The sequence below is a fragment of the Acinetobacter sp. WC-323 genome (genome assembly GCF_000314615.1).
In the GTDB taxonomy this organism is placed as follows: Bacteria; Pseudomonadota; Gammaproteobacteria; order Pseudomonadales; family Moraxellaceae; genus Acinetobacter; species Acinetobacter courvalinii.
On sequence record NZ_AMZS01000045.1, the window covers coordinates 94,325 to 107,560 of the forward strand.

Here is a 13,236-nt window from a genome sequence, read left to right on the forward strand (position 1 = left end):
AAGGGATAACGATGAATACTCAAGCATATGACTACATTATCATTGGCGCAGGATCTGCCGGAAATGTACTTGCAACACGTCTGACTGAAGACAAAGATGTGTCTGTTTTACTGTTGGAAGCCGGTGGCCCAGACTACCGTTTAGATTTCCGTACTCAAATGCCAGCTGCTTTGGCCTTTCCTTTACAAGGCCGTCGCTATAACTGGGCTTATGAAACCGATCCTGAACCACACATGAACAATCGTCGTATGGAATGTGGTCGTGGTAAAGGTTTAGGCGGTTCTTCCCTGATTAACGGGATGTGCTACATCCGTGGTAATGCCATGGATCTGGATCAGTGGGCAAGCATGAAAGGTCTGGAAGACTGGACTTATGCAGACTGCTTACCGTATTACAGAAAAGCTGAAACTCGCGATATTGGTGCCAATGATTATCACGGCGGTGATGGTCCTGTTTCAGTGGCAACACCTAAAAATGGCAACAACGTACTGTTCCATGCCATGGTTGAAGCTGGCGTACAGGCGGGTTATCCACGTACCGATGACTTAAATGGTTATCAACAGGAAGGCTTCGGTCCAATGGACCGTACCGTGACCCCAAATGGTCGTCGTTCAAGTACAGCACGCGGTTATCTGGATATGGCCAAGGGTCGTCCAAACCTGACCATCGTCACGCATGCCACCACCAACCGCATCCTGTTTAATCAAAAGCAGGCTGTAGGCGTGGAATATATTATTGGTGCAGATCAAGCCAATATGAAACAGGCACAGGCCAAGCGTGAAGTCTTGCTTTGCGCAGGTGCGATTGCTTCGCCACAAATCCTGCAACGTTCAGGCGTAGGCGAAAGCACTTTCCTGAAATCGATGGACATTGATGTGATACATGATCTACCGGGTGTCGGTGAAAACCTGCAAGACCATCTGGAAATGTATTTGCAATACCAATGTAAGCAACCGGTTTCACTTTACCCTGCCCTACAATGGTATAACCAGCCTATGATTGGTGCCGAATGGTTATTCAACGGTACCGGCGTTGGCGCGAGTAACCAGTTCGAAGCGGGTGGTTTTATCCGTAGTTCGGAAGAATTTGACTGGCCGAATATCCAGTACCACTTCTTGCCTGTGGCGATTAACTACAACGGTAGTAATGCAGTGAAAGAACACGGCTTCCAGGCGCATGTTGGTTCAATGCGTTCACCTTCGCGTGGTCGGGTCAAATTGAAATCAAAAGATCCGTTTGAGCATCCAAGTATCCTGTTCAACTATATGTCAACCGAACAGGACTGGCGCGAGTTCCGTGATGCGATCCGTATCACCCGTGAAATCATGGCGCAACCAGCGCTTGATCCATATCGCGGTGAAGAAATCAGCCCGGGTAAACATATCCAGACTGATGCCGAGCTGGATGAGTTCGTGCGTACCCATGCCGAAACCGCGTTCCATCCATCATGTAGCTGTAAAATGGGTGAAGATGAGATGGCGGTGGTCGATGGTCAAGGTCGCGTTCACGGCGTACAAGGCTTACGTGTGGTCGATGCGTCCATCATGCCATTGATCATTACCGGTAACCTGAATGCCACCACCATCATGATCGCAGAAAAAATTGCCGATCAGATCCGTGGCAAAAAACTGCCGCGTTCAGAGGCGGGTTATTACAAAGCGGGTACAACCCCGGCACGCCAAGCACCGTTACGTCCAATACAATAAAAAGGAAATTCCTCTAGGGAATACCCGGGGCTTCGGCTTCGGGTTTCACTTCATTCAGGGAGAAATGATGAAAAAAACGTTGTTTGTAATTGCACCCTTGGCTTTTTATTTTCAAAGCACCCACGCCACTGAACCCACCTCACCTTACTCTGCCAATCTCACGGCTGCCAGCCAATACGTCTCACGTGGTTTCCAGCAAACCTGGGGTAAAGCTGCCTTGCAAGGTGGACTGGACTACAACCATGACAGCGGTTTTTATGCAGGCACCTGGGCATCGACGGTAAGTGATCATTTTATTCGAGATGCATCAGTTGAATGGGATGTGTATACCGGTTATAGCCGTACGATCGGGGATTTTACTGTCGGCACTAAAGTCGCCTATTACTATTATCCAGGCGCAAAAACCACGGCTGACACAGGCAACACCCGCTTTGACTATGGAGAAATCATTCCTGAAATCAGTTATGGTCCGTTAAGCGTTAAATATGCGATTACCTATACACAGGACTATTTTGGCAATAATTCAGATACCTTAGGCATCGGCAATAATAAGCACTCACGTGGCTCAGGTTATCTGGATGTAAACTGGTATCAACCGATTACTCAAGGCTGGTCGGTCAATGCCCATTACGGCAATCAGCGCATCAAAAACTTTTCTGCAGCCAACTTTCAGGATGCCAGTTTTGCAGTGAACAAAGAATTGCCATATAACCTTTCCGGCAGCCTGATCTATAGCAAAGCCTGGGATAAAGACGGTTTTTATCAGCAATATAGCAATGGCAATCCCAATGCCAAGGTCTCGAATCCGATTGATTCCACCGTGACATTCTCACTGACCAAAACCTTTTAATCAGGCAGTATCAATCAAAGCTCAATCAAAAAGCCGCTACATTGACAGCGGCTTTTCTCATTTCCACGGTTAAGACTTGATCAGTTCAATGCCTGAACCCGCCCGTTTGGGATCGATCAGGATCTTGGCATGTTGCTCTGGATCACGTAAGGCTTCAAAGGCATGACTCACCCCTTCCAGTCCTACGACACCGGTGATCAACGGTGAACAATCAACCTTACCTTCCGCAATCATATGCAGGGTGTCACGGAATTCCAGCGGGGTATAGCCCAGCACATACTGGATTTCCAGTTCCTTATTAATCGCCAATGCAGGTTCAATCTTGTCGCTTTGCATGCAGACACCCACCCCGACAATCCGTGAGAATAACGGTGCGCCCTCCAGAATCTGCTGCATAATCCCTGCCACGCCGACACATTCAAAAATCACCGGACGTTTCGGTAATACGCCGAGTTTATCGCCGACGCGCATGGCATTGACCCAAGGTAGTGAGTAAGTCTGAACCTTGTCAAAAATCCCCATGCCCATATTAATCGCTTCTGAAACATTGCCTAATAAGCCAAGCTCTTTCCAGTTACTAAATGGCGATTGCTGTTGAGGATCAATCAATATATCTGCACCACATTGTTCAGCCAGACGACGACGATTTGGTGAAAAATCACTGGCAATCACGGTTTTAACACCTGCCGCTTTCAGCATAATAATCACGCCCAAACCCACAGGACCACAACCGATCACGATAGCAGGTTCATTTTTCTTGATTCGGCTGCGACGTACCGCATGTAAGGCAACCGCCATCGGCTCAGTCAGCGCGGCACGATCCGCATCTAAACCATTAGGTACTTCAAACATTAAACTGGATTGTACCAAGACTTGTTCTGCATAACCGCCAGAAGCACTTGGTGACAGCCCGGTCGGCACATAACCTTGCGGATCGACATTTAATAAAGGCATGGCACACACCAGCGTATCTGCTTTTAATTTACGTCGTGTTTTGGGGCCGTAATCCAAGACCTTGCCACAGAACTCATGACCAAACACCAGTTTATCCGAGGACTTTGCTACCCCATTAAAACCGACGCGCGCAGCCAGATCATGCATGTGATCACAGTGATGCTGCATGTGTAAATCAGAACCACAAATCCCGCAGCGGACCACTTCAAGTAAAACTTGCCCCTTTGCAGGAACCAATTGAAGACTGTCTTCCAGTTTTAACTCAGCGTTATGACAAATCAGAGATTTCATCGGATGCTTTCCTTTTTTGTTTTATTCACCTTGTTTACCTTGAGCACTTTGACCTGTTGCAATGCCAAGCAAACAACACACATCAATCCTGACAAGGATAATTGTCAAAAACCATGACCTAAATATCAATATCTCGCAGCAACAAAGTCAGCTTCTTGGTGATCGCCAACGCATTAAAAAAAGTTTAAAAAATATTCTCTTTTAACTTCAAATAGATGAATCGATATTTTTAAACAATGTGTCTGTTTTGATTAAAACGATCAAATTTAAGCCTTGCATTTAATAGTGTCATTATGCCAATATATATTTACTGGCTTTAAGCCACTATAAAAGAGAAGCTAAAAATGGCGATTCAACTTATGACAGCTCAAGCGAATGTTCCCATCGAGTTTTTGCAGTTTTCAGGTGGTGAACGTCATATTCAACTACAAGCTGAGTTATTAAACCAATTACAGGCCAATACCCAGATCAAAGCCTCTCTACAGAACAGCGCAGATGTGATGGATTATCTATTACTAGAAAATGTGTTGCTGCAACAAGGTACTCGCCTTTCCGTAGAAATCCCTTATTTTCCTTATGCACGTCAAGACCGGATCTGTGCACAAGGTCAGGCCTTCTCACTGGATTTAATGACCAGATTATTGAATAGCAACAGCGAAAAATTTGCAGGGCAACGTCAGAAAATTGTGGTGTGGGATTGTCATAGCCCAGTGACCCTTGAACTATTACGCAAAAATACCTGCTTTCAAGAAGTGATCAACGTCGAGCCAATCGAGATCATCCAGCAAAGCCCTGCCTTGATGCAGATTTTAAACTCTGACAATAGCGTGTTGGTTTGTCCCGATGCTGGTGCAATACAACGCACTCAAGCCATTGCAAACGGTATCAATCCGCAACGCCAACAGGCTATCGAAGTGATTCACTGTGAAAAGAAACGCGATCCAAGCACTGGAAAAATTACAACAACGGCGGTGGATAGCCCTGATTTGACAGGAAAAACAGCCGTGATCACCGATGATATTTGTGACGGCGGTGCCACTTTTATCGGGATTGCCAAGCAACTCCGCAGCCTAAATTGTCAAAACATTATTTTGTATGTCACGCATGGCATTTTTAGCAAAGGTCTCGCGGTATTTGATGGCTTGGTCGATCAGGTCTTTACCAGCAATAGCCTGCCACAAGCAGAAGCAAGCAAACTCAACATCATCAATTTTCAAAATTAAGATTTAAAGCAAGAGGCCAATAAAAATGAGTATTAAAATTAACCCACTCAATGCAATTGATTTCTATAAAGCAGATCACCGTCGTCAGTATCCAGTGGGAACTGAATACGTTTATGCCAACTTTACTCCGCGTTCATCACGTCTAGCCAAAATGCTGCCTGATTTTGATGACAAGATTGTATTTTTTGGTCTGCAAGGCTTTATCAAACACTTTCTGATTGAAACCTGGAATGAAGGCTTCTTCAATCAACCTAAAGCCAAAGTGGTGGCAGCCTATCAACGCCGTATGGATAATGCCTTAGGTGAAGGTGCGGTGCCGGTCGAGCACATCGAGGCCTTGCACGATCTCGGCTATTTACCATTAAAAATTAAAGCCTTGCCAGAAGGCAGCCGGGTCAATATCAAGGTGCCGGTATTGACTATTATCAATACGGACCCGAATTTCTTTTGGTTAACCAACTATATTGAAACTGTGCTCAGTGCCGAGCTATGGAAAAGCTGTACCACCGCCAGCATTGCCTATGAATACAAACGCTTGTTGACCCAATATGCAGAAAAGACGGGTGCTCCTTTAGACTTTGTTCCGGTTCAAGGCCATGATTTTAGTAGCCGTGGCATGAGTGGGATCTATGATGCAGCCCAGTCAGGCGTGGGTCACTTGACCAGTTTTATCGGGACAGATTCTGTCGCTTCGATTGACTATGCCGAAGAGTACTACAATGCCACAGGTATCGTAGGCGTTTCAGTACCTGCCACAGAACACAGTGTGATGTGTATGGGCAGTGAAGAAAGTGAAATCGAGACCTTTAGACGTCTGATCTGTGAACTCTATCCTGCCGGTGTAGTCAGTATCGTGTCTGATACTTGGGATTTCTGGCGTGTCATCACTGAATTTAGCGTGGCATTAAAAACAGAGATTTTAAAACGTCAACCGAATGCGCTCGGACTTGCCAAAGTGGTGTTCCGTCCAGACTCAGGTGATCCTGTGAAAATTATCTGCGGTGATCCTGAGGCAGAGCAAGATAGTCCTGCTTATAAAGGTGCAGTGCAATGTCTATGGGAAATTTTTGGCGGTACCGAAACAGCGCAAGGCTATAAAGTCCTTAACGAACGTGTTGGCTTAATCTATGGTGACTCAATTACCCTGAAGCGTGCCCAAAATATCCTAAAAGGTTTGCAAGCCAAAGGCTTTGCTTCAAATAATCTGGTGTTTGGGATCGGGAGCTACACCTATAACTATTTGACTCGCGATAGCTTTGGTTTTGCCGTCAAAGCCACTTGGGGTCAGGTTAACGGTGTCGGTCGTGAACTATTCAAAGACCCAGTAACCGACTCTGGTGTTAAAAAATCAGCCAAGGGCTTATTGCGGGTTGAACAGACTGAGAATGGTTTTGAGCTCTTTGATCAACAAAACTTTGAACAGGAGAACATGGGTGCACTGCAAACGGTATTTGAAAATGGTCAATTGTTAAAAGAATGCTCGCTTGATCAGATTCGGGAAAGATTAATGTGAAAAATCTCTTTCAATGCAGCCATATTGCTACATCAAGATTGATGACATATCTATCGGTCAAACAGGCATCTATTAGCTTTTGAAAAAAGGAGAATAGAGTACCAAGCCAATAAAAAATCTTGCGCAGCTTAACTCGTTACTCACGGGCTGACGGTACCTGCTTGTTACCGCAGCCCAACAGGGAGATAACCTACCAGTGGCACTTTCGAGTTTTACATCTTAACTTACAGCTTGATACCTACATCACAGAAGCAAACATCTCACGCCATCTAAAATCATTTATACTCAATCTCAGATCAAATGCCCGAGATGTTTAAACCGTGACCCACGCCTCCGAACAAGAATACCTTGCCCACTATCAAAAAACCGACTATGACACCCCGCTGTTTACGGTCGATATGGCAATTTTTTCTGTGGCAAAAGGTCAGTTACAGGTATTAATGATCCAGCGCTCCAACTTTCCTGAAAAAGGCAAATGGGCCCTTCCCGGTGGTTTTGTTGATTTAAAAACCGATCCGGATTTAATGGCAACAGCACATCGTAAACTACTGGAAAAAACAGGCATTCAATCGCCCTATCTGGAACAGGTTGAAACCATTGGCAATCAACATCGTGATCCACGCGGCTGGTCCATCACTGCTTTATATTTCGCTCTGATTGATTTTGAAAAATTTGCAATTCAAGCCACCAGCACTGCAGAACACAGTCAATGGCTTTCAATCGATCAGGCATTACAACTGGATTTGGCCTTTGATCACAAACAGTTACTGCAGCTGGCATTTGAGCGCCTTTGCAATAAAACCCGATATACCACGCTGCCGGTCAGCTTGATGCCAGAAGTATTTACCTTGACCGAATTACAGAATATTTATGAAATTATTCTAGGGCATACTTTAGAAAAAAAATCCTTTAGACGGCGCATGCAAGAAGCGGGTGCAGTTGAAGAAACAGGACAGCAAAAAATTGTCGGTAAGCGCCCTGCTCAACTGTTCCGCTATGCACTCGAGCATTATCATTTTACGTTTCCACGGATGCTGGAAACACCACGCAACCCAACTGAACATGAAAAGAGCTAAGGCAGAACCTTAGCTCTAAACGTTTACTTCCAGGTCTGGCGAATCATATCCACCGCTTTTTCAGCAATCATCACGGTCGGTGCATTAGTATTGCCATTGACCACGGTTGGCATGATCGAGGCATCGATTACACGTAGCCCTTCAACGCCATACACTTTAAGTTCAGGATCAACCACCGCCATCTCATCCACACCCATTTTACAACTGCCGACCGGATGATAAACCGTATCGACACGCTGACGTAAAACCTCACGGATCTCATCATCGGTTTTTACATTGGCAGTAAACATATCTTCTTTGATTTTGTCTTGTAAAGCAGGCGCCTGCATCAACTTTTGCGTGACTTTATAACCATCGACCAAATCCTGAAGATCCTGTTCATCCTCAAGGAATTTAAAGTCGATCAGCAATGGATCATCTACATGCTTACCGCTGAGTTTGACCGAACCGCGCGCCCGTGGATTTAACAAACAGACGTGACAGGAAATCCCGTGCCCCATATGCATGGTTCGGGCATGATTATCCACTACGGCGATCACAAAGTGTAATTGCAGGTTCGGTTTGTCTAACTCAGGACGACTCTTTAAGAAACCACCACATTCTGCATAGTTGGTTGTGAGCAGACCGCGACGTTCTTTACGATAACGTCCCACCTGCTTGAATAGATCCAGACTGCCCCCCATCGAAACTCCAAAGGTACCATCCATCAGCTTGGTTTTATAGGCAAAGATAAAATCTGGATGGTCATGTAGGTTTTCACCCACTCCTGCAAGCTCTTTCACCACTGGAATGCCGTGCTTTTCTAGCTCCTGACGTGGACCAATACCAGAAAGCATCAGGATATGCGGTGACTGGAAGGCCCCCGCTGATAGTAAGACTTCTTTATCGGCCTTAATCGTGGTGGTCTGGCCTTTATGCTTATACTCAACGCCTACCGCACGGCCATTTTCAATCACAATGCGTGAAACTTTGGCTTGAGTGACTACATGCAGATTCGGACGTTTTCCAATATACGGGAATAAGTAGCCACGTGCCGCACTCCAGCGCTCGCCTTTCTTCTGGGTGACTTGATAGACACCCAAACCCTCTTGTTCCGCACCATTAAAATCATCATTCAGTGGATAACCGACCTGTTTTGCTGCTTCGATGAAGGTTTGCTGATAAGGATTATCTGAATGTAAGTCACTGACGTTTAAGGGGCCATGTTGACCATGATAGTCATTATGGATACGTTCGTTATGTTCTGATTTTCTAAAATATGGCAGCACGTCTTGATATGACCAGCCCGTATTACCCAAGGCTGCCCAGTGATCATAGTCACTACGATGTCCACGGATATAAACCATGGCATTAACAGCCGAACATCCACCTAAACATTTACCGCGCGGCTGATAGCCTCGACGACCATTGAGGCCTTTTTGCGGAATGGTTTCAAATGCCCAGTTATTAATTTTCGTGGGAATGCTGATGACTGCAGCGGCAGGTGTATTCACCAGCCAGCTATTACCCTCTCCACCGGCTTCTAATAAACATACCGAAATATTCGGGTTCTCGGTTAATCGTCCAGCCAGCACCGAACCTGCCGAACCACCACCTATAATTACAAAATCAAAAGCTGTTTGTGTCATCTCAATACTCTGTTTTTTCTTTTTAAAAAGCGGCAATAGTATGCCGAACATGGCATTTCAATACTGTTGTATTTATCTAACCATTTTACTTCATCAAAATTAACTTAACTGGAACGCAATCAAACTACAAGCGCCAAATCTTTCAGTGGATATGCAATAAATCGCAAGTATGCAGAATCACGAAACAGAGTCTTTCTCCAGTTTTTTCTGTTTTAAATATTCAACATGCTGTCGGTCTGTTTTCTAAGACGGCTCCAGTACTTCTTTTTCTATACGATAACGAACTCTTTTTTGCTTCATTGGACTAATCACTTCTTGATTAAAACCTTTTATATAGTTTAACCAGGATTTACCACGGCATACATTTTCAGGCATTACTGCTTTAAATTCACTCCGCGCGGTAAATACAATAACTGAATGGATATATTCAGGCACCAAAACATCATTTAAAACCATTTCCAGCGCTTTGCTATATTTATAGTTCTGATGTAAAGGATTTTTGAAACTTATATTTTTTGTCCACTGTTTTTTGTCTTGCATTGCATTGTTTTGAGCTCAATACTCAAAAAAAATAAAAACATATCATTAATATTATTCCTAAATTTATTTTTATAAAAATATTTTTATACCGAATCAAGCATTTATCTTCCTATATTCGTTATAAATTAAGATTAAGCCTCCTATAAATATAAAGAATAGCCCACACAACTTTAATCCATCTATTTTTCTAATCTCTACTCCTAAAAATCCAGTACCATCAACCACCGTTGCAAAAACCATTTGTCCCAAGAATACCCATAATAATGTATTTGTTACTCCTATTTTAGGTGCAGCAACAAACATACATAAGATATAAAGAGATCCAAGAAATCCTGGGAGCCACATCCACCAAGAAGCTTGCTGATATAATGGTGGTTTGATACCTCCATCAAGAATGAATGCAATAATCAGTGATACGATTGCTCCCCCCATATAAAGTACAAAAGTTGATTGGATTTGAGAAGCACCACTTGAATTTCGAAAAGCACTTATCATTGCGAGCTGTAAGGGAACAATTATCCCGCCCAATAAGCTGATAAAGACATAACTAATGTTGTGCATAGTAATTTTCTCTTTTTTTATTTCTAGTTTAATCATAGTTTAAATTTGATACCCAACCCATCATTTCAGCTCTCTATTTTTAATAGAACAGGCCAACATATACACTTTGCTTAACTTTAAATTGACAAATATATCAAATAAAAAATTAAATAATTTTATTAAAACAAACTTTTTAAATAGCTCAATATAATTTACTGGATGAAAAATGAAGGCTCTCATTACCAAAGGTTGTCATACAGACCACGGTGGCATAGTACAAGAATCAGAAAATTCATTTTTAGTTGAAGGTATACCCGTACATATTGAAGGTATGAAACATTTTTGTCCTCAATGCCAAGCAATGGTTTCTGCACAATCATCAGGGCGAGGCTTCTTACAGGCTGCTGGTAGAACAATTATCATGGCTGGTGATAAAGCTACCTGTGGAGCCACATATAAGCCAAACCAAAACCTTGTTTTAAGGGAAGTAGGTTCTAGCTCTGGATCATCTGTAAGTGAAACTGCCGTGAGCAATTTCATCAATTCAGGAACAACCAAAATTTTTGATGAACAAGTTGCAGCACAGTTCAGTTTCGCAGAAGGTATGCCCTATTTTATAGAAACAAATGACGGGAGAACGTATCAAGGTACCATCGGAGCTGATGGACGATTACCACGTATTGAAGATGTAGAACAAGGCTCATATTCACTATATCTGGGCGAGGAAGCACTTGAACGGAGTTCGACCTAATGCCAGTAAATCAGACAGTAACAGTCAAAACGAATCCTAAACGTGGCTCAGTCGCTTCTTGTAGTATGGTTGGAATCGTCCCGATTACCTTTAAAGAGCTCTGGGATAATTTTTATGATGATAAGACCCCACCTTATACAATCAATGGGGAAATTCCAGATGATTTTGAAAATCAATGTGCCATTCGTTTAAGCGTTACATTTCATCGTGTTGGAATAAAAATGACAACATTCTCTGAAAAATACATAAAGCCAGAAAATAATGAAGCAACTATCGGTCGCTTACTCTTAAATGGACTACCCACTTCAACGAGAGCTAATGAATTTGCACAATGGCTACAAACACGCCCAGTATGTGGTATTGGCCCAGCAGAAAATATTACTGGTAAAGATTGGCAAAAAAAAATTAAAGGAAGAACAGGAATAGTATTCTTTGGTGAGTTTTGGCAAAGAGATGGGCTTGAAGAAATAAGAGACATTGCCTCTGGTGGACATATAGATTTATGGAATACATTTAAATTAACCAGTAACTGGACAACAATTCCTAGATTCTTTTTCGGTATAAATAGCATGAATATGCCTGGGTTTATATATACTGATTACGCAAAAGCTAAACGAATATTATTTTTCGAGGTTAAATGATGCGTAAAATTTTATACGTAATTTTGGGTGTTGTACTGACAATATTATTGATATACACCATACCCAATTTGTATTTAACTATTATTGATCGAAACACTTGTGCCGAAGGCTGTAGCTTAGCATATATCAATTTCAGTAGATGGTCTCTTCTAGTCTCCGTTATTATTGGAGGTATTCTTGGATACTTAAAAAGTTCCAATAAATTATCTCATGCAAATCTTCTTACTATCATAATACTTCTTTCGATAATATGGATTGCGATAACTTGGTACGGCCTAGATTATGGTTATGGAAAAAACCTAAGTTATTAATTGGTATTCAGGGCATATGCTGACCAACTAATTTTAATTAATGCCTTTATAAAAAAGCCCTCAACATTGAGGGTTTTTTTATATTGATTAGAAAAAGTACAAATAAATTAATACGACAATTTTGTCGCAATAATTATTGTTAATGCGACATTTATGTCGTATAATAGCGTTATCGTTTAAACAAGTTGGAGTTTATGAGCTACAACGAATTTAAACGGTGGCTTCTAGCTCAAGGTGTAATATTTTTACGTAAGGGTAAGGGTTCTCACATGATTATTGAATACAACGGAAAAAAGACGGTTTTCCCAAGTCATGGAAAAAAAGAGATACCAGAAGGCACTCGTTTGAAGATTAAAAAGGACTTGGGGCTTTAGCCCCTTGATCCATGTAGTTTATAAACACTTTTCTCGAACTGTTAGTCGAGGTACACAGAATATGAAATATGCGTTAATGCTTACCCAAGAGGGCAATAATTTCTTGGTTAGCTCTCGTGATATACCAGAGTTAAACAGTGTGGGTGAATCTTTAGAAGATGCACTAAAAGAAGCGCGGGACGGAATTGAAACAGCTTTTATAATTTATATGGAAGATCGGGTTCCAATTCCATTACCATCTGCTCCGGAGGAAGGTGAACATTTAGTTGCCCTTCCTATTTTAGTCGCAGCAAAGGTTTATTTATATAATGAGATGTTAGCTCAAAACGTGACGAAGGCAGAACTTGCTCGACGTCTCGATTGGCAACAAAAACAAGCTGATCGATTATTATCTTTGAAGCATGCAACAAAGATCGAATCGATTGAAAATGCGTTTCACGCTATGGGTAAAGAATTAGACGTCCAAATCGCCTAAACTGAAACCTATAACCATCAAAGCCGGCAAATGCTGGCTTTTTTGTTGCCTACAGGAAAATGAGAGTGATTCTCATCTAAATACCCCCCAGCCATCACCGCGCGCAGTTGCCCCACCCCACCTGCGGTAACTAAATGTGGCTGGTTTACTGCAAGGCCAGCCAATCACGCAACAGGGCGCAACACGTGCCGTTATTAGGGAGTTTTACTGCTTAGGCTATATTTTCGATACTGCATTTCACTGCAAAAGGTACAAAGCAGCACAGAGCGATATACAGCGAACATTTAAAAAGGCGAGAAGCAAGAAAAGGAATGTTTATTTGTTCTTTGTCTGGGTCACATGCACAACAGAGGTAATAAAGTA

The 13,236-nt window shown here is 42.7% G+C and carries 12 protein-coding genes and 1 pseudogene; 9 read left to right on the forward strand and 4 right to left on the reverse strand.

The window, feature by feature from the left end; genetic code table 11:
- Positions 1 to 11: 11 nt before the first annotated feature.
- Together betA and ACINWC323_RS08890 are read left to right on the forward strand one after the other, a co-directional pair.
- A complete protein-coding gene (gene betA, locus ACINWC323_RS08895) occupies positions 12 to 1,706 on the forward strand; it encodes a choline dehydrogenase (RefSeq protein ID WP_009512386.1) in 1,695 nt (564 codons plus the stop codon).
- Positions 1,707 to 1,773: 67 nt separating this feature from the next.
- A complete protein-coding gene (locus ACINWC323_RS08890; protein ID WP_009512450.1) occupies positions 1,774 to 2,556 on the forward strand; it encodes a TorF family putative porin in 783 nt (260 codons plus the stop codon).
- 69 nt (positions 2,557 to 2,625) lie between these two features.
- On the opposite strand, the gene ACINWC323_RS08885 is transcribed toward ACINWC323_RS08890, so the two are convergent.
- A complete protein-coding gene (locus tag ACINWC323_RS08885) occupies positions 2,626 to 3,801 on the reverse strand; it encodes a zinc-binding dehydrogenase (RefSeq protein WP_009512255.1) in 1,176 nt (391 codons plus the stop codon).
- Positions 3,802 to 4,145: 344 nt separating this feature from the next.
- Here ACINWC323_RS08885 and prs point away from each other — a divergent pair, with 344 nt between their 5' ends.
- The 3 genes from prs (at position 4,146) to ntrR (ending at position 7,613) form a co-directional block, all read left to right on the forward strand.
- A complete protein-coding gene (prs, locus tag ACINWC323_RS08880; protein ID WP_009512348.1) occupies positions 4,146 to 5,024 on the forward strand; it encodes a ribose-phosphate diphosphokinase in 879 nt (292 codons plus the stop codon).
- A gap of 25 nt (positions 5,025 to 5,049) precedes the next feature.
- Positions 5,050 to 6,537: a nicotinate phosphoribosyltransferase gene (locus ACINWC323_RS08875; RefSeq protein ID WP_009512428.1), complete on the forward strand. Its 1,488-nt coding sequence runs from the start codon at positions 5,050 to 5,052 to the stop codon at positions 6,535 to 6,537.
- A 320-nt stretch (positions 6,538 to 6,857) separates the two neighbouring features.
- Positions 6,858 to 7,613 carry an ADPR responsive transcriptional repressor NtrR gene (ntrR, locus tag ACINWC323_RS08870; RefSeq protein WP_009512354.1) on the forward strand — a complete coding sequence of 252 codons (756 nt, stop codon included), beginning with the start codon at positions 6,858 to 6,860 and terminating at the stop codon, positions 7,611 to 7,613.
- Between the two features lie 23 nt (positions 7,614 to 7,636).
- On the opposite strand, the gene ACINWC323_RS08865 is transcribed toward ntrR, so the two are convergent.
- The 3 genes and pseudogenes from ACINWC323_RS08865 to ACINWC323_RS08860 all read right to left on the reverse strand — a co-directional run bounded on the left by ACINWC323_RS08865 (position 7,637) and on the right by ACINWC323_RS08860 (position 10,342).
- A complete protein-coding gene (locus ACINWC323_RS08865; RefSeq protein WP_032881525.1) occupies positions 7,637 to 9,241 on the reverse strand; it encodes a GMC family oxidoreductase in 1,605 nt (534 codons plus the stop codon).
- Positions 9,242 to 9,418: 177 nt separating this feature from the next.
- A pseudogene (locus ACINWC323_RS0119060) lies at positions 9,419 to 9,772 on the reverse strand (nuclease-related domain-containing protein); the annotation flags it as partial.
- A 102-nt stretch (positions 9,773 to 9,874) separates the two neighbouring features.
- Entirely contained in the window at positions 9,875 to 10,342 is a 468-nt protein-coding gene (locus ACINWC323_RS08860; RefSeq protein WP_009512308.1) for a DMT family transporter, read from the reverse strand.
- Positions 10,343 to 10,547: 205 nt separating this feature from the next.
- Here ACINWC323_RS08860 and ACINWC323_RS08855 point away from each other — a divergent pair, with 205 nt between their 5' ends.
- From ACINWC323_RS08855 to ACINWC323_RS08845, 4 genes are all read left to right on the forward strand, one after another.
- Entirely contained in the window at positions 10,548 to 11,072 is a 525-nt protein-coding gene (locus ACINWC323_RS08855; RefSeq protein WP_009512405.1) for a PAAR domain-containing protein, read from the forward strand.
- Positions 11,072 to 11,713 carry a T6SS effector amidase Tae4 family protein gene (locus tag ACINWC323_RS08850; protein ID WP_009512300.1) on the forward strand — a complete coding sequence of 214 codons (642 nt, stop codon included), beginning with the start codon at positions 11,072 to 11,074 and terminating at the stop codon, positions 11,711 to 11,713. Before ACINWC323_RS08855 ends, ACINWC323_RS08850 begins: the two co-directional genes overlap by 1 nt.
- Before the next feature lie 505 nt (positions 11,714 to 12,218).
- On the forward strand, positions 12,219 to 12,398 hold the full coding sequence (locus ACINWC323_RS0119065; RefSeq protein ID WP_032881509.1) for a type II toxin-antitoxin system HicA family toxin: 180 nt from the start codon (positions 12,219 to 12,221) through the stop codon (positions 12,396 to 12,398).
- A gap of 61 nt (positions 12,399 to 12,459) precedes the next feature.
- Complete coding sequence (locus ACINWC323_RS08845; protein ID WP_009512310.1) at positions 12,460 to 12,873, forward strand: type II toxin-antitoxin system HicB family antitoxin; 414 nt, start codon at positions 12,460 to 12,462, stop codon at positions 12,871 to 12,873.
- Positions 12,874 to 13,236: the final 363 nt, after the last annotated feature.